This is a genomic window from Larsenimonas rhizosphaerae, assembly GCF_026240105.1.
Lineage (GTDB): Bacteria > Pseudomonadota > Gammaproteobacteria > Pseudomonadales > Halomonadaceae > Larsenimonas > Larsenimonas rhizosphaerae.
The window spans coordinates 1,290,335-1,308,323 of the sequence record NZ_JAPIVE010000001.1; the positions used below are offsets into that span (position 1 = coordinate 1,290,335).

General features: G+C 59.5%; 15 protein-coding genes. 7 read left to right on the top strand and 8 right to left on the bottom strand.

Annotation, left to right across the window (positions count from 1 at the left end):
• Positions 1-5 precede the first annotated feature (5 nt).
• From rapZ to mgtE, 3 genes are read left to right on the top strand one after another with little or no spacing between them, the layout of a single operon-like run.
• Positions 6-899: an RNase adapter RapZ gene (rapZ, locus tag OQ287_RS06020; RefSeq protein ID WP_265895831.1), complete on the top strand. Its 894-nt coding sequence runs from the start codon at positions 6-8 to the stop codon at positions 897-899.
• On the top strand, positions 886-1,155 hold the full coding sequence (locus OQ287_RS06025; protein WP_250937699.1) for an HPr family phosphocarrier protein: 270 nt from the start codon (positions 886-888) through the stop codon (positions 1,153-1,155). The genes rapZ and OQ287_RS06025 overlap by 14 nt, the downstream gene beginning before the upstream one ends.
• A 31-nt stretch (positions 1,156-1,186) precedes the next feature.
• A complete protein-coding gene (gene mgtE / locus OQ287_RS06030) occupies positions 1,187-2,542 on the top strand; it encodes a magnesium transporter (RefSeq protein ID WP_250937702.1) in 1,356 nt (451 codons plus the stop codon).
• Between the two features lie 68 nt (positions 2,543-2,610).
• Here mgtE and pmbA read toward each other — a convergent pair whose 3' ends face one another.
• Complete coding sequence (gene pmbA, locus OQ287_RS06035) at positions 2,611-3,948, bottom strand: metalloprotease PmbA (protein ID WP_265895832.1); 1,338 nt, start codon at positions 3,946-3,948, stop codon at positions 2,611-2,613.
• Between the two features lie 69 nt (positions 3,949-4,017).
• Between pmbA and yjgA the strand changes: the two genes are divergently transcribed.
• Positions 4,018-4,524: a ribosome biogenesis factor YjgA gene (gene yjgA / locus OQ287_RS06040; protein WP_250937704.1), complete on the top strand. Its 507-nt coding sequence runs from the start codon at positions 4,018-4,020 to the stop codon at positions 4,522-4,524.
• 11 nt (positions 4,525-4,535) lie between these two features.
• Here the strand turns inward: yjgA and tldD are convergent, their stop codons facing one another.
• The 7 genes from tldD to OQ287_RS06075 are packed head-to-tail and all read right to left on the bottom strand — an operon-like array spanning position 4,536 to position 14,476.
• Positions 4,536-5,984 carry a metalloprotease TldD gene (gene tldD, locus OQ287_RS06045; protein ID WP_265895833.1) on the bottom strand — a complete coding sequence of 483 codons (1,449 nt, stop codon included), beginning with the start codon at positions 5,982-5,984 and terminating at the stop codon, positions 4,536-4,538.
• Entirely contained in the window at positions 5,981-9,838 is a 3,858-nt protein-coding gene (locus tag OQ287_RS06050; RefSeq protein ID WP_265895834.1) for a YhdP family phospholipid transporter, read from the bottom strand. Before OQ287_RS06050 ends, tldD begins: the two co-directional genes overlap by 4 nt.
• A gap of 13 nt (positions 9,839-9,851) precedes the next feature.
• Entirely contained in the window at positions 9,852-11,327 is a 1,476-nt protein-coding gene (rng, locus tag OQ287_RS06055) for a ribonuclease G (RefSeq protein WP_250937708.1), read from the bottom strand.
• A gap of 51 nt (positions 11,328-11,378) precedes the next feature.
• Positions 11,379-11,984, bottom strand: coding sequence for a Maf family protein (locus OQ287_RS06060; protein WP_265895835.1), 606 nt, complete (start codon positions 11,982-11,984; stop codon positions 11,379-11,381).
• Between the two features lie 9 nt (positions 11,985-11,993).
• Positions 11,994-12,467, bottom strand: coding sequence for a rod shape-determining protein MreD (mreD, locus tag OQ287_RS06065; protein WP_250937710.1), 474 nt, complete (start codon positions 12,465-12,467; stop codon positions 11,994-11,996).
• On the bottom strand, positions 12,457-13,401 hold the full coding sequence (gene mreC / locus OQ287_RS06070) for a rod shape-determining protein MreC (RefSeq protein WP_284732759.1): 945 nt from the start codon (positions 13,399-13,401) through the stop codon (positions 12,457-12,459). The genes mreD and mreC overlap by 11 nt, the downstream gene beginning before the upstream one ends.
• A 37-nt stretch (positions 13,402-13,438) precedes the next feature.
• Positions 13,439-14,476 (bottom strand): rod shape-determining protein, encoded by a 1,038-nt coding sequence (locus OQ287_RS06075; RefSeq protein WP_250937712.1) that lies wholly within the window; start codon positions 14,474-14,476, stop codon positions 13,439-13,441.
• Positions 14,477-14,670: 194 nt separating this feature from the next.
• On the opposite strand from OQ287_RS06075, the gene gatC reads away from it, so the two are divergent.
• The 3 genes from gatC to gatB all read left to right on the top strand — a co-directional run bounded on the left by gatC (position 14,671) and on the right by gatB (position 17,965).
• Positions 14,671-14,958, top strand: coding sequence for an Asp-tRNA(Asn)/Glu-tRNA(Gln) amidotransferase subunit GatC (gene gatC, locus OQ287_RS06080; protein WP_250937713.1), 288 nt, complete (start codon positions 14,671-14,673; stop codon positions 14,956-14,958).
• Between the two features lie 75 nt (positions 14,959-15,033).
• Positions 15,034-16,491, top strand: coding sequence for an Asp-tRNA(Asn)/Glu-tRNA(Gln) amidotransferase subunit GatA (gatA, locus tag OQ287_RS06085; protein WP_265895836.1), 1,458 nt, complete (start codon positions 15,034-15,036; stop codon positions 16,489-16,491).
• Between the two features lie 19 nt (positions 16,492-16,510).
• Entirely contained in the window at positions 16,511-17,965 is a 1,455-nt protein-coding gene (gene gatB, locus OQ287_RS06090; protein WP_250937715.1) for an Asp-tRNA(Asn)/Glu-tRNA(Gln) amidotransferase subunit GatB, read from the top strand.
• The last annotated feature ends 24 nt before the right edge of the window (positions 17,966-17,989 follow it).

The following is a 17,989-nucleotide window of genomic DNA, read 5'->3' on the forward strand; positions in this document are numbered from 1 at the left end:
TCATCATGCAGCTGGTCATTATCAGTGGACGTTCCGGCTCAGGAAAGTCCATTGCCCTGCAAGCGCTCGAGGACCTGGGCTTTTATGCCATCGACAACCTGCCGGCCACCCTGCTGGCACCGTTGATCGATGAGCTGGATGCAGGCAGCGTTGGACAGCGACGCATTGCCGTCAGCATTGATGCACGCAACCTTCCGGAAGCGCTGGAGCGCTTCCCCGCGCTTCTGGCGGATCTGTCCAAACGAGTAGACAGCCAGGTGGTTTACCTGACCACGGACACAAAGGCCCTGCTGGAGCGCTATGCTGCCACCCGCCGTCGACACCCGCTGACCCGCGGCAGCCAGATGACACTGGCCGAGGCCATCGAATCCGAACAGACCTATCTTGCTGCCATTCGCAACGCCGCCGACCTGATTATCGACACGACCAGTCAGTCAGTGCACGAACTGCGTAGCCAGATTGCCACGCAGGTAGCAGACCACACCAGCCGCCAGATGACGCTGACCATCGAGTCCTTCGGATTCAAGCACGGGGTACCTCTGGATGCCGATACGGTATTTGACGTGCGCTGCCTGCCTAATCCCTACTGGATACCCGCCCTGCGCAGCCATACCGGTCAGGAAAAGGAGGTTGCTGCGTTTCTCGAAGACTATGGCGATGTTACCGACATGTATAACGACATCGTCAAATGGCTGGAACGCTGGCTTCCCTCCTACACGGCAAGCAATCGAAGTTATTTTACCGTTGCCATTGGCTGCACAGGCGGCCAGCACCGCTCAGTCTACCTGGCAGAGCGTCTGGCCAGTCAGTTTGCCGGTCAGTATCCCTCCCTCAGGCTCCGCCATCGGGAGTTAAGCGTCCAGAAAGTTTTGAACGAGACTCCGAATGCTTCGCCGTGAACTGACGCTGACGAACAAGCGTGGCCTGCACGCCCGCGCAGCAACCCGCCTTGTTCAGTGCTGCCAGCCCTATCAGAGTTCCATTATCGTGTACCGTGGCCAGCACAGCGCCACGGCCAATAACGTGATGGCTCTCCTGATGCTAGCCGCCCCCTGTGGTACCCCGCTGACCATTGAAGTGGACGGCGATGATGAACAGGCGGCGCTCGACGCGATTGTGGCCCTGTTTGATGCCCGCTTTGACGAAGATGCCTGAACATCTCGTCCATGAATGACAAGGATCTGTCATGAGCAATGACCCGGTCGATACTGAAGACCACATGGACAGGCTGCACCGCGCCATTGACCGTCAGGCGACGGACCAGATATGGCGCCTGCTGAACAACACCATGGTTCCGGCCGAAGTGGCACATGCGCTGGAATCCAGCCCGCCACGTGAGCGCGAGGAACTCTGGACACAGGTGGGCCCGGAAACCCAGGGCGAGGTACTGCTGTATCTTAGCGAGGAAGTCCAGGACGAGTTTCTCGATAGGATGGACGCCGCCGAGCTGCTGACGGCGACGGAAAACCTGGACACTGATGACCTGGCCGATCTACTGCAGCGCCTGCCCACGTCGTCCATCCAGCAGGTGCTGGATTCGATGGAGGCCCAGGAGCGTGAACGGGTCGAGACCGTCCTGTCCTATCCGGAGGACACGGCGGGCGGGTTGATGGATACCGATACCATCACCATCCGCCCCAACATCACGCTCGACGTGGTACTGCGCTACATTCGTCGCCACGAAGAACTCCCCCAGTCTACCGATGTGCTGTGGGTCGTAACCCGTCGTGACGAACTGATCGGACGCCTGTCCATCAACAAGCTGCTGGTATGCGACCCATCCATGTCCGTGCGTGAAATCATGGATACGGACTTCATTCGACTGGATGCCCTGGCCTCACAAAATGACGTCGCCCAGCTCTTCGAGCGCCATGACCTGATTTCAGCTCCGGTACTGAATGAACGTGGCCAGCTGGTCGGTCGAATTACCATCGACGACGTGGTCGATGTCATCCGAGACAGCGCCGAACACACCGTCATGAGCATGGCCGGCCTTGACGAGGAAGACGATACCTTCGCGCCGGCCCTGCGCACCACGCGCCGGCGGGCCATATGGCTCGGCATCAATCTGCTGACGGCCTTTCTTGCCTCCTCGGTCATCGGCATGTTCGAGGGCACCATCCAGAAGATTACAGCACTGGCTGTTTTGATGCCGATCGTGGCCAGCATGGGTGGCATCGCCGGGTCTCAGACACTGACAGTCCTCATCCGTGGTATCGCACTGGGTCATGTAAAGACCAACAATGTACGCTGGCTGCTGGGGCGCGAGATGATCGCCGGTATGCTCAACGGCGTGCTGTGGGCAGCGGTGGTGGCCGCGCTGGCCATTGTCTGGTTTGATGACTGGATGCTGGGAGGTGTTATTGCACTGGCCATCGTGATCAACCTGGTCGTGGCTTCTTTGACCGGCACTCTCCTGCCGGTGCTGCTCAAGCGCTTGTCGATTGACCCGGCGTTGTCTGGCAGTGTGATTCTGACCACGGTCACCGATGTTGTCGGCTTTCTCTCCTTCCTTGGGCTGGCCAGCGTCATCTATCTATAGTCGTGCCTCCCACTGCAAGAGGGCCTGCGAATGCAGGCCCTCTTGCGTCATGGCACGTATCTCACCCTTCAGCCTGCGACGGTCATTCCATCGATCAGCCAACTGCCGGTATGAATGCTGCCACGGGTATCGACATCATCTCCAAGAGCCGTCAGCGCACTGAACATGCCACGCAGGTTACCTGCAATGGTGAACTCCTCGATCGGGCCTGTAATCTGCCCGTTCTCGACCAGAAACCCGGATGCCCCCCGAGAGTAATCACCGGTCACCGTATTGATGCCCTGCCCCATCAGTTCAGTCACGATTACGCCTTTATCGATGCCACTGATCAGTGATGAATATGCAGTCAGCGGCGCATCGATGCGTACATTGCGAGCGCCGCCGGCATTGCCAGTCGTGACCATATTCAGTCGGCGTGCACTGTAGGCAGACAGCATGTAGCTTGCCAGGTGGCCATCCCTGATGAAGTCATTATCCCGTGTAAACACACCATCGCCATCAAAGGCAGCGCTTGACGACTCACCCGGTAACTGCGGTCGCTCTCCGAGGCTGAACCAGTCCGGAAACAGGCGATCGCCAAGTGCATCACACAAAAAGGACGCCTCACGATAGAGTGCCCCTCCGGCAATACTGTTCAAAAAATGCCCGACCAGACCGCTGGCAACCTCGGGAGCAAACACAACCGGGAAAGTACCGGACGGGGCGCGTTTGGCACCAAGCCGGCTCAGCACACGTTCCGCTGCCCGATGGCCAATATCTTCCGGAGCACGCAACAGAAACGGGTGCCGACTGGAGCTGAAATCGTAATCACGCTGCATGCCATTGTCGTCACGTGCAATCAGCACGCAGGACAGGCTGTGCCGACTCCCCCGCTGCACCCCGAGAAACCCGTGACTGTTGGCATACAGGCTGACACCCTCGCCGGTGGCGAGGCTGGCCCCTTCCGAGTTGGAGATGCCTTCGACATCAAGCCCGGCCTGCTCGCAACGTGTCGCCATGTCGATGGCTTCCTCCACGCTCAATGCCCAGGGGTGGTGTACGTCCAGATTCGGCAGGGAGGTGGCCATCAGATCAGGGTCTGCCAGCCCGGCCATGGAGTCCTCGCCGGTAAAGCGAGCAATATCCACCGCCTTCTCAACCGTTTCTCTAATCGAGCGCTCGCTGGCATCGCTGGTAGAGGCATTCCCCTTGCGCTGCCCGACATAGACGGTAATGCCAAATCCCTGATCACGTGCCAGTTCCAGCGTATCCACCTGCCCCATGCGCACATTGATATCCGTGCCCTGGCTGATGGCGGCACTCAGTTCGCAGGCCGTGGCGCCACACTGTCTGGCGTGCGCCAGGGCAAGCTCCGCCTGGCGGGTAATTGCGTCCTGCTGCGCGGCGATATCGAATGCCTGACTCATGAACGAACTCCTGATACCTGGTGCATATCGCCTGTTATACTGGCGGCACCCTGATTGACTGGATGCATCATGTCGAGCAAATTTTCTCCCGATCACGACGAATATCAAAGCAAGACCCAACGCAAGCATGCCATGGAGGCCATGCAGGCTCTGGGTCAGCGTATTCTTGACCTGCCCCGGGACCAGCAGCGGCTGGTTCCCCTGTCCGATGACATGCTGGCCGCCATTGAAGAAATGGACCGCATCTCGTCGCGCGAAGCACGACGGCGCCACATGCAGTACATCGGCAAGGTCATGCGCAACGAGGACCTGCCTGCCATCGAAGCCTGTTTTGCTGAATTCGACCGCCAGCGGCTGGCACGTGACCGGGGCTTTCACCGGCTGGAAGAATGGCGGGACCGGCTGATAGCAGAAGGCGCACCGGCCATTACTGTCTTTATCGAGCAGCACCCGAACATTGATGTGCAGCAGTTGCGACAGCTGACCCGCAATGCGCAGCGCGAGAAGGAAGCCGGCCGATCAACGGCCAGTGCCCGTAAACTGTTTCGCCTGCTGCGCGATGCCGAACTGAACTGATTGCCCCGAGCCTAACCGGCCTGGGTGCCGCCCACGGTGATCTCATCGAGCTTCAACGTGGGCTGGCCCACACCAACCGGCAGTGACTGCCCTTCCTTCCCGCAGACACCTACACCGGTATCCAGCGCCATGTCGTTGCCAATCATCGAGATGCGGCTCATGCTTTCCGGCCCGTTACCGATAAGCGTCGCCCCCTTGACGGGATAACTCACCTTGCCATCCTCGATCATGTAGGCTTCGCTGGCAGAAAAAACGAACTTGCCCGACGTGATATCAACCTGACCACCGCCGAAACTGACGGCATAAAGACCATGCCTGACGCTTTTGATGATCTCTTCGGGATCATGCTGGCCGTCAAGCATATAGGTATTGGTCATGCGTGGCATCGGCAGGTGCGCGTAGGATTCACGCCGCCCATTACCGGTTGGAGCATGGCCCATCAGGCGAGCATTGAGCTTGTCCTGCATGTAGCCGGTGAGAATGCCATCTTCAATCAAAGGGGTACATGCACCCGGCGTGCCTTCATCGTCCACCGAGAGTGAGCCACGCAAATCACTCAGCGTGGCATCGTCGACGATGGTAACGCCACGGGCAGCCACCTGTTCTCCCATCCGACCGGCAAAGGCAGAACTGCCCTTGCGGTTGAAATCACCTTCCAGTCCGTGCCCTACCGCCTCGTGCAACAGCACGCCAGGCCAGCCATTGCCCAGCACCACTGGTAACTGCCCGGCAGGTGCATCACGGGCATCAAGATTGACCAGCGCCTGACGAACCGCCTCACGGGCGTAACGTTCGGCCACGTTGTTCTGCACGAACCGGTCAAGCCCGTACCGGCCACCACCGCCGGCGCTGCCGCGCTCGCGGCGGCCATCACGGGTAGCGATCACTGAAACGTTGAAGCGAACCAGCGGGCGCAGATCGGCCGCCAGCGTGCCATCACTGGCACGAATCATCACCACATCATATACCGCCGACAGGGACACACTGACCTGTCGAACAGCGCTGTCGAGACTTCGGGCAATGCGGTCTGCCTCACGCAGCAACGCCACCTTGTCCTCGGGAGCCATCCCGTCGAGCGGATTCCCACCGGCGTAGCGGGCAGGAGCCATTGTCCGGGCTTCTGCCTTCACCCCCAGGCTCTGCCCCTGACGAACAATGCTGCTGGCCGTTCGCCCCGTATCCATGAAGGCATCGGTACTGATTTGATCTGAATAGGCAAACCCGGTCTTCTCACCGGCCTGGGCACGAATGCCCATCCCGCCGTCGATATTGAATCCGGCTTCCTTGACCTCCCCATCCTCCAGAGACCAGGACTCACGCCAGCTTCGCTGCAGATAAACATCGGCAAAATCGACCCCGGGCCCCATGGCATGGGAAAGCCCGGCATCCAGCGCCTCCAGTGACAGGCCGTACGGGTCAAGCAACAGTGCGGTAGCCTGTGAAAACGTATCGTGGTTCATTGAGCATTTTCCAGCCGCAGGTGCGGAGCGCCCCAGGGGCCCTTCACACGGTAGTGAATTTGAGAGACGTCATTAAGCCACCCCTCGAAAATTTCGTGGAACAACCATAACACGCCACCGACCTGCGGCGCGCCTACAGCCAGTGCCGCCAGTGGCAGGTTCTGGGAAACAGGCACCGTCACGCTTAATCGGGCATCCAGCATCTGCTGAATGAAGTCCACCTGCCCGTCAATGGCAAACGGGGTTGAGGTACCGTCGATCCTGACCGGGCCATCCGTGACAAGGCGCCCTTCATAAAGACTTGCGGCCCCCTTGATACTCTTGAAGGCCACCCCTTCCTGAGTCAGATCGGAAAAATTGAACATCAGTCGCCGTACCAGATTATCCAGATTGACAGCGCCGACCAGCTTCGCCAGATTCGAATCCACAAACAGCAGCCGACCACTGCCGGTCGAGAAATCAAGATGACCATTGATGCGCTCGAGCGCCACCTGCCACGGGGCACCAGGCCAGGCCAGACGCAGCGCCGAGTCGGCCGACTGGGTGTGAACACTCGGCTTGGGCGTAACAAGTGCCACGGTATCGGCCAGATCACCACTCTTGAGATGACCATTGAGCCGCGTGAGGCTACGCTCACCAGCCTTTTCCCAGATCAGCTCCCCCTTGAACCGGCTGCCCGGCACCGAAAGCGTCAGGGGTGACAACTGCAGTGAACGCGCACTCGACTGCCAGGTGCTGTTCAGCGGCCCCAGCTGGTGACCTTCATAATTGATGCGATCGATGGAGATCTGGCCCGGCGGCAGGCTGCCCATTCCGGACGGAAAAGGGTTAACGTCAAAGGGCATCTGCACCCGTTCACCGGCTGCCAGCAGCGGATATACCACATCGGCGGGCCGCGTGGCCGTTTCCGTCATGGAGGTATCGTTGATTCGTATCAGACGGGACAGATCCAGCCGATCAAGATGAACATCGATGGGCGTGGGAAGGGCCTGAGGCGCCCATCGCAGAAGGCCAGAGGCAAGCGCGGAACGCAAGCGAACCTGCCACTGACCGTCATGGGGTTCAGCATACAATGTCAGCGGCCCCTGACAGTGGCCGGCAATATCCAGACAGCCCGCATTGAGTCCCACACGCGCCAGCAACTGATTGATCGGCCGCACACTGCTGCCAAAGGCGTCTTCTCCCGCCTGGGCAGAAGCGGCTGCACGGGGTGTCAGGGAAAGCTCCGCCAGCGGATCAATCCATTCCCGCGGCGCCAGCCGGTCGGTATCCCAATGCACGTACCAGTGATCGCTGTCAGGCCAGTCCGGAGTGTCCGGCCAGCGCTGAAGCCAGATCTGACCCTGCGCATCACTGTGGCGCCACCGGGCACGCACCCGATCCTCAAAGGTCAGCTCACCGGTTCCCTGCCCAAAGTTCATTTCAAGCGATAACGGTGCCGAGCGATCCACGAGCTTGGCGAAAGGCTCCGGCAGATTGACGGCCAACCCCTTCATGGGCGACTCAAGGGTCAGCACCGGCCCGGAATCCTTCAGATGCAGTGCCGCATGATAGTCAAATGCCCCATGAATGCTGTTGGTCAACCCATCGATACCCAGCCAGCCTGTGACTCCCTGAGCATGTGCCCGACCATCAAAGGTCACCAGATTTCTGGCCAGATCGACGCGCGTTCTGACAACGTCCTCGAAGACGCGACCGGTAAAGTCGCCAGTCAGGTCATCCGTATTCCCATGATGGCGATAATCGAACGTACCGGCGATGTCGGTCGTGGTGATATCGGCCGGCAAAAACAGAGCGCGCCCCTTGTCGATTCGACCACTGGCACGAATATCGGCCTGGCCCTTCTCGGTCATGGGCACGCGAACATTGACCATGCCTGTCAGTGGCCCACTGACACGCCATTGCGCCAGGCTCTGGGACAGTGAGGCATCCAGCGGGGCCTGTTGAAGGAAGGCCAGCGCACGGGAAGCATTGCCACTGACCGGCGCCGAGGCCTCCAGCACGTCGTTTTGATAGCTGACCCGCCCCTCATGGGTCACCATGCCATTCTGGCTGGCATGATCAATACGTGCGTCGAACGTGTCGTCCCGCAGGGAAACATGACCATCGATATCGGTCAGCGCCGGCCAGCCGTCGACGTAGCGCATGGCCCCCTCCTTAACGTCCATGTCCAGCCGCACCCGATCCTTGTCAGGGCCTGGGCCATTGAACACCAGATTCAGGGCCAGCGAGCCGTCGGGAATATGGCCCGAGATAATATTGGTACCAAGCCAGGTACTGATTTCAGGGCTTAATGCGTTGAGCGGCAACCACTCCTTCGGCCTTTTGGCATTGACATTCTTCATCGATAGCCGCACGGCCATCGTCTCGTCCCCGTCGACCGGCAGAACGATGCGAAGGCTACCGGTAGCGCTGGCACCGCGGCGCGTGGCGTCCAGCGTAGAGCTTCCAAATACCCAGCCTGACTCATCATGCGTCCAGTAAAAACCGCCGGTAACGCTGTCCAGATCCCAGGGGGTTGCCAGCACGCGGGGCATTTTCAGAACGGCATCGCGCCCCGTTGCCTTGATCACGCCTTCACGCGAGGTACCATCGACCCAGATATCCAGCGGCCCACCGGCAGGGGCATGCTCCCAGGGCGATGTTTCAATACCCTTGCCGGCCAGCTGAAGCGTCCAGCCATCCTTCCAGCCCAGAGCTGCACCTGTCACCTCTCCACGAGGCGACATGGCAGTCAACGCCTTCGTCATCATGGTGGGCAACGGCAAGGCCGGCCACCACGCCTGAAGTGGGTCCAGAGCCAGCGCGGGAACATGCAGCGTGAAGGCATCCAGTGTGGACGAGGCGGTCAGGCTCAATCGCTCGGGAAGCACCGACGCCTTCTGTCCCGGCGCCAGAGCCGACAGGTTATTCACCAGCCCGACCCAGCCATCCTCACGTCGCTCAAGCCAAAAGCGGGCGCCAATCCCCTTGATGACATGCGCATCCCCAGGCGCCAGATCCAGTTCGGGTACCGAAAGCCGGCCCGATACATCGGTCAACTGACCCTGTTGCCACCTGGCATGTACTGTCGCCTGCCCCTCGTCAGCCGCAGGTGTCACAGCCCCGGGCGGCGCGACTACACTCCAGAGGGAAAGCGCCTGATGTGCAGCCACATCCAGCTGCAGGCGCGCATCAAGGGATGAACCGGTCTGGGGCAGTACGGCAACTATCTGCAACCCGCGAGCATGCCCCTGACCTACATGCCCCCAGGCTTCCAGTTGATAGTCATTGCCATTATCAAACAGCGCTACCCGGGGCAGGCTAATGCGCAGGGTGTCTTGCTGGCCGTGAAGTACAGCCTCGGCATCAGAGATATGAAATCGCTGGCGAGACAACAGCGCCGCCCAGGCATCGAGCCGTTCAAGCGTCATGCCCTGGCGTGAAGAAGAGGAAGAAGACTGATCCCAGGGCCACTGACCCTGGCCATTCTGGTAGAAATGCACGACCGGACGGCTGATATCGAGCCGGCTCATGACAAGGGCGCCGGCACGCAACGATGCCAGCCCGTCAATGCGGGCCGAAAAGCTGTCGATACTGAGCATCGGCCGTGGCGCGCTGCCGGCGGTGCCCTTTCTTTCAGGCATATCAAGGCGGAGGTGATCAAACTTCAGGCGCGGATCAAACCCGACAAAACGCAGCGACACATCGCTGGCCGCCAATCCGGCGTCATCAGGAATTCCCATCATGTTGAGGACCATCGGTTGCACGGACGGCAATGACAGCACCCCCATGCGCAGGGCGCTCAATGCGATGGCCACCACCACCAGAAGTGCTGCCCCGGTCATGACTGCCAGGCGAAGCAATGCACGCACAAGTCTCATCCCTTTACATCAGTACGATGTCGTACTGCTCCTGGGTGTAATGGTGCTCCACCTGAAACCGTATCGGCTTGCCTATAAAGGACTCAAGGTCAGCAACGGCCGTCGATTCCTCATCCAGTAAACGGTCCACTACATTCTGTGCTGCCAGCACCATATAGGTATCCGGCCCGTAGGCCCGCTCTTCCCGCAGGATTTCACGGAAGATTTCATAGCATACCGTTTCCGCCGTTTTCAGAGTGCCTCGGTTATGGCACACGGGGCAGGACTCGCACAGCACCTGCTCGAGGCTTTCCCGGGTACGCTTGCGCGTCAGCTGAACCAGTCCAAGCTCGGTTACGCCGGTCAGCTTGGTCTTGGCACGGTCACGCTCCATCGCCCGTTCAAGCACGCGCATGACCTGGCGGCGATGCTCGGCGTCTTCCATGTCGATGAAATCGATGATGATAATGCCACCGAGGTTGCGCAACCGAAGTTGGCGAGCAATGGCGGTGGCTGCTTCAAGGTTGGTCTTGAAAATGGTTTCTTCAAGATTGCGATGACCGACAAAGGCACCGGTATTGATATCAATGGTGGTCATGGCTTCGGTCTGATCCACCACAAGATAGCCACCGGATTTCAATTGAACCTTGCGCTCAAGCGCTCGCTGAAGCTCATCTTCGACAGAGAACAGATCGAAGATGGGGCGCTCGCCCGGATAATATTCGACCTTGTCGAGCATGTCGGGCATGAACTCCCGGGCAAACTCCATCAACCGGGCATGATTTTCCCGCGAATCGATACGTACCCGCTCGATATCATCACGCATCACATCACGTAAAATGCGCATGAAAAGCGGCAGGTCACCATAGATCAGACTGACGGCAGGCGACGCCGGGCGCGCACGCCGTGCATCAATCTTGTTCCAGAGCCGGTGAAGAAACCGGATATCGTTGCAAAGCTCGTCGCTGGAGGCGCCTTCAGCGGCAGTACGAATGATGAACCCGGGGGGATGGCTGCCCTCATGGCTTGTCTGCGCCTGCTCCTGCTCGACAATGGCCCTGAGCCGCTCCCGCTCTTCGGCATCCTCGATACGCTGAGACACGCCAATGTGTGCCGAGTCCGGCATATACACCAGATAACGCGATGGCACCGACAGATGCGTGGTCAGTCGTGCGCCCTTGGTGCCGATCGGATCCTTGGTGACCTGGACCACCAGAGACCGCCCTTCCTGAAGCAGTTGATTGATGGATAGCTGTTCACTGGCGGGCGTATTGGCCGGCATGACTTCATGGGCATGAATGAAGGCGGCCCGCTCAAGCCCGATATCAATAAAGGCGGCCTGCATGCCCGGCAGCACACGCACCACCTTGCCCTTGTAGATATTGCCGACAATTCCGAGGCGACGGCTGCGCTCGACAAAGGCTTCCTGAAGGACGCCGTTTTCGACTACAGCCACCCGGGTCTCCATCGGGGTCAGATTGATCAGCACCTCGCCACTCATGCAGCCATCTCCTGTTCGTTGGACCGGCCTTCCCGGCGAGCCAGCCACGGGTCAGCGATCGGCATCCGTTGCCGCTGCCTGCCACGCGTTAATTCCCTGCCGAGCCAGCAGAGCAGCACTTTCCGCCAGCGGCAGACCTACCACTGCTGAATAGCTGCCCTCCAGCCGGGTCACGAACACCGCGCCCAACCCCTGAACAGCGTACCCTCCCGCCTTGTCCTGCGGCTCGCCGGTTTCCCAGTAGGCAGCAGGCTCATCAGGGGCCAGGGTACGAAACTGTACCTCGGTCACCACGGTATCGGTCAGCACCCCGGCCGGACCGATGACGCAGACACCGGTCATCACCTGATGCCGCCGGCCCGAAAGCCGTTGCATGGTGGCAATGAAATCATCACGATCAGCGGGCTTGCCCAGAATGGTGTTATCCACCACTACCACGGTATCCGATCCGAGCACGACACGCTCGGGATGGCCGGCATGCCCAGCGCGGGCCTTTTCCTCGGCCAGCCGAGCAACCAGCGCCAAAGGCGCCTCGTCAGGCCGAGGTGTTTCATCAATATCAACACCCTGGCCTTCCGCCATGATGCCGATGGAAGCAAGCAGTTCACGCCGGCGCGGCGACGCCGATGCCAGCCATAGTCGGGTAGAGGTTGTCACACCGCGTCCTTATACCAGTGTCAGTTGGCGTCGAATGACATTTATCAGGGTAAACCACCAGGGCCAGAGCACACCGACCACGATGGCTGAATATACAAATTCGATGTGCAGCACCGAGGCGCCGAACATCAGTCGCAACCACTGATCCAGCAACTGGATCAGGCCGAATATGACAATAAGCAGACCCGCCTGCTGCCACAGGGAATAAATGCGAAGGCGCTGGTAGAGCAATAGAACAAGATAGGCCATCAGCGACAGCAACAAGGCATTATGCCCGAATGTGACCCCTTCCAGCAGATCAAGAAACAATCCGAAGATAAAGCCGTAAAAGACGCCTACGCGCGAAGGCGTCACAATACACCAGTACGCCAGCATCATGCCGAGCCAGTTGGGGCGCCAGATCAACCACGCATCCGGCATCGGCATGACCTGCAGCCCCAGTGCCAGCAGCAAGGTCGCCCAGGTAAAGAGCCTAAGGGGCATCACTGACCTCCTGACGATCCTTCAGGGGCTCGAGCCCCTGAAGGTGACGCGATACCGTAATGGCCTCATCGCTGACATCGGGGATATCCTTCAGGGCCTCGCGGGCAAACAGCATCAAAAAATGCCGGCTTCGCTCCAGTCGGGCTACTGGTGCGGCTTCCACCGTGGCAAAGGGGCCACCGTCGTCAGGTTGTATTCGGGTTACTCGCGCTACGGGATACCCTTCAGGAAAACGACTTGCCAGTCCGGAGGTAACCAGCAAATCCCCTTCCCTGACATCTGCATTGTTGGGCACATGCAGCAGCTCCAGACTCACGTTTTGCCCGTTACCCTGAATAATGAACCGAAGCCCGGTGCGATTATCCTGCACCGGTACGGCACTGTTGGCATCGGTAATCAGCAATACACGGCTTGTAAAGCGGGAAACGGCAATGACCTGACCGGTCAGGCCGGAAGCATCCACAACGGGCTGCCCTTCGTAGATGCCGTCATCATGCCCTCGATCAACGATCATCTGCTGCACAAAGGGGTCGTTGTCCAGCATCATGAGCTCGGAGGCAACCCAGGAAATATGGCCACGTGGCGTGGCATTGAGCAGGTCACGCAACCGGCTGTTTTCTTCTACCAGGCTGGCCATGCGCTGATTGCGCTGGGAGAGAATCAGTAACTGATTGCGCAGCGCCTGATTGTCATCAATCAGGTCGTTTTTGCTGCTGAGAACGGTCGACAACCAGGTCAGGCCCCGGGAGGGCTGACTGACAAACCATTGAACAGGCGCTACCAGCGTCGCTGACTGCTGGCGAACCTGGCTCATCCACTGAAAGCGATGATCGGCGAACATCAGTACCAGTGCCAGGACCGCGCACAACATCATGCGGTACCCTGGCACGGGTCCTTCGAGAAAAAGCGGCTTGATAAGTCCATGCTCCTGCAGGCCGGTGACAGCACAGGGGCACTGTCACAAGACGGGCTCAGTCGGACGCCAGCAGTTCAAAGGCATGCTGATCAATCATTTCCAGTGCCTTGCCACCACCGCGAGCGACACAGGTCAGTGGGTCTTCGGCAATGATGACCGGCAGACCGGTTTCTTCCGCCAGCAGCTTGTCGATATCACGCAACAGGGCACCACCACCGGTGAGGACCAGCCCCCGGTCCGCAATATCCGAGGCCAGTTCCGGAGGTGATTGTTCCAGTGCACTCTTCACGGCCGCAACAATCGACATCAGCGGTTCCTGAAGGGCATCCAGAATTTCGTGCGAATTGAGCGTAAAGCTTCGCGGTACGCCCTCGGCCAGATTACGGCCACGCACGTCGATTTCAAGCAACTCGCCTTCCGGCCAGGCACTGCCGATCTCTTCCTTGATCCGCTCGGCAGTTGCCTCACCGATCAGGCTGCCATAATGGCGGCGCACATAGGAGGTAATCGCTTCATCAAAGCGGTCACCACCCACACGCACGGATTCGGAGTACACCACACCGGACAGGGAAATGATGGCTATCTCGGTTGTGCCACCTCCTATATCGACCACCATCGACCCCTGAGCCTCCTCGACGGGCAGCCCCGCTCCGATCGCTGCCGCCATGGGCTCCTCGATCAGAAAGACTTCCCGAGCACCGGCACCTTCGGCCGATTCCTTGATCGCGCGGCGCTCTACCTGCGTCGACATGCAGGGCACACAGACCAGTACGCGTGGGCTGGGTGTCAGAAAGGTGCTCTGATGGACCTTCCGAATGAAGTGCTGCAGCATTTGTTCGGTCACGGTGAAGTCGGCAATAACGCCATCCTTCATCGGTCGGATTGCCGTAATGTTGCCGGGGGTACGCCCAAGCATTCGCTTGGCGTCCAGCCCGACAGCGGCCACACTGCGCATATTCCCGGACTGGCGAATTGCCACGACCGAGGGCTCGTCGAGCACGATACCGCGACCGCGCACGTAAATCAGTGTATTAGCCGTTCCCAGGTCGATGGAAAGATCGCTGGAAAATAGTCCGCGTAAACGTTTAAACATGTAAGTCTTTCACCTAGTCCAGACCTAAACCCTGTGCAGATGCGAACGGTATCATCGCCACCCTGATGCGGCAAGCAAGCACGCCTGCCTTCCTGATACGAGTTATGATACCTTTTTTAGTCAGCCATTCTTACTGGCAGATACATTTTTTCGCATTATTCTTGCTAACCGCCGGAACCACTTCAGGAGTTTCCATGGCGATTGAACATGCCGATGTCCTTCGTGCCGCGCATCTGGCCCGTCTGGGCATCGATAATACCGATGCCGAACGTTACGTGGGCGACCTCTCTCGTATCCTCGATATGGTAGACGCTCTATCGGGTATTGATACCGATGGCGTCAAGCCGCTGGCTCATCCCCTTGATGCGACCCAGCCGCTCAGGGCCGATGAAGCCATTGAACCCAACCGACGCGATACCTATCAGGAAAGTGCCCCGGCCGTAGCCGACGGTTATTACCTGGTACCCCGCGTGGTCGAATGAGCCTGATTCCTTCAATGCCGGATTATTTGACCCTTTTCATGATCTGCCGAACACGCCAAGGAGTTCGCTCCCCCCATGCATGACCTGACGCTTGCCGATATCGCCAAGGGACTCGCCAGAGGCGACTATTCAAGCCGCGAACTGACACAGCATTACCTGTCGCGCATCGAATCCCTGGACCGCCGGTTGAACAGTTTCATCACTGTGACAGGCGAACACGCCCTTGCCGCCGCCGATGCTGCCGACGCTGCTCGTCAGAGCGGCCAGGCCGGCATCCTGGCCGGCATACCACTGGCCTATAAGGATATCTTCTGCACCGAAGGCGTACGCACCAGCTGCGGATCAAGGATGCTCGACAGCTTCAAGGCACCCTATGACGCCACCGTTGTCGAGAAGCTGAAGCTGGCCGGAACCGTCAGTCTGGGCAAGACCAACATGGACGAATTTGCCATGGGCTCGTCCAATGAAACCAGCTTCTACGGTCCGGTACGCAACCCGTGGAATACGGATCTGGTGCCCGGTGGTTCCTCTGGTGGTTCTGCCGCCGCCGTAGCCGCAGGGCTGACCCCAGCGGCCCTGGGCACTGACACCGGCGGCTCCATTCGCCAGCCTGCTGCCTTTTGCGGCATTACCGGCCTGAAACCGACCTATGGTCGTGTCTCGCGCTATGGCATGGTGGCTTACGCCTCGAGCCTTGATCAGGGCGGCCCCATGGCACGTACGGCTGAAGACTGCGCGCTACTGCTCAATGCCATGGCCGGCCATGACCCTCGCGACTCCACAAGCGTTGCCCGCGCGGTACCGGATTACACCCAGTCGCTGGCCGAACCCCTGAAGGGCCTGAAAATCGGCCTGCCCCGTGAATATTTCGGCGAGGGCCTGGACGGTGGCGTCGAAACCGCCGTGCGTGATGCCATCAAGGTGTATGAAGCCCTCGGCGCACAGGTCATCGATGTCAGCCTGCCACATACCCGTCTGGCCATCCCGACCTATTACGTCATTGCCCCGGCCGAGGCCTCATCGAACCTGTCACGTTATGACGGTGTACGGTTCGGCCATCGTTGCGATGCTCCGACGGATCTGATGGATCTGTACAAGCGGTCGCGGGTTGAAGGGTTTGGTGAAGAGGTCAAGCGCCGCATCCTGATCGGCACTCACACCCTGTCCGAAGGGTTCTTTGATGCCTATTACAAGAAAGCCCAACAGGTACGTCGCCTGATTCGCCAGGACTTTCTGGACGCCTTCGACAAGGTTGATGTCCTGATGGGACCTGCTGCGCCTACCCCGGCCTTCGAGCTTGGCAACCAGGCCGATCCGGTACAGATGTACCTGCAGGACATCTACACCATTGCCATCAACCTGGCCGGCATTCCCGGTATCAGCGTACCCGCAGGCTTTGCCGGTGACCGCCCGGTCGGCCTTCAGATTCTGGCACCGCATTTCAGTGAAGCCCACCTGCTGAACGTGGCCCATGCCTTCCAGATGCAGACAGACTGGCATACCCGCCGCCCTGCGCTGACCGCCGACGAGTGACAAGGAGAAGAAACCGATCATGCAATGGGAAACTGTAATCGGGCTTGAAGTGCACGTTCAGCTGGCCACGCAGTCCAAGATTTTTTCCGGGGCCTCTACCGCCTATGGCGCCGAGCCTAACACCCAGGCCTGTGCCGTGGACCTGGGCATGCCGGGAGTGCTCCCGGTCGTCAACGAAAATGCGGTGGCCATGGCCGTAAGGTTCGGACTGGCCATTGGCGCCGAGATTCCGGAAGTATCGATTTTCGAGCGCAAGAATTATTTTTACCCCGATCTCCCAAAGGGATATCAGACCAGCCAGATGGCCCAGCCGATTGTCGGGCCGGGGACGATTGACATCACGCTTGACGATGGCACCGTCAACGCCGTGCGCATCCACCACGCCCATCTGGAAGAGGATGCCGGCAAATCCATGCATGAGAGCTTTCATGGCATGACCGGCATCGACCTGAATCGGGCCGGTACGCCGCTGCTGGAGATTGTATCCGAGCCGGACATGCGCTCGGCCAGGGAAGCCTCTGCCTATGTGCGTGCCCTGCACGCAATTGTCACCTACATGGGCATTTCCGACGGCAACATGGCGGAAGGCTCCATGCGATGTGATGTTAATGTCTCCGTACGCCCCAAGGGCCAGGAAGCATTCGGCACCCGCGCCGAGATCAAGAACGTCAACTCGTTCAGGTTCATCGAACAGGCCATCGAATGCGAGGTGGAACGTCAGATCGATCTGATCGAGGACGGCGGAAAGGTTGTGCAGGAAACGCGTCTCTTTGACCCGGACCTCAACGAAACCCGCAGTATGCGCACCAAGGAAGAAGCCAACGACTACCGCTACTTCCCCTGCCCTGACCTGTTACCAATGATGCTGGACGACGCCTATATCGAGCATCAGCGGTCCCTGCTGCCCGAACTGCCTTCGGAAAAGCGGCAGCGGTTTGAAACCGCTCTGGGTCTGTCTGCCTATGATGCCAGCGTGCTGGCCAGCTCAAGGGCGATGGCAGACTACTTCGAGCAGGCCATGCAGTCCTGTGGCGATGCCAAGCTGGCTGCCAACTGGGTTCAGGGCGATCTGTCTGCTCGACTGAACAAGGCCGGTCTGGACATCAGCGAAAGCCCGGTCAGTGCGACGCAGCTGGGTGAGCTGCTGGCGCGCATCAAGGACGACACCATCAATGGCAAGGCCGCCAAGCAGGTATTCGCTGACCTCTGGGACTGCAAGGGGGAAACTGCCGACCAGATCATCGAGGCACGCGGTCTGAAGCAGGTTACCGATACGGCAGCGATCGAAGCCATCGTGGACCAGGTCATTACCGACAACCCGGTTCAGGTAACCCAGTATCGGGAAGCCGAACCGGACAAGCGCGGCAAGATGATCGGATTCTTCGTGGGCCAGGCCATGAAGGCCTCTCGCGGCACGGCCAACCCGCAACAGGTCAATGCCCTGATCAAGAGCAAGCTGGACGCCCTGTTGTAGTTCGGCATCCGGGCCCCCCAGGGG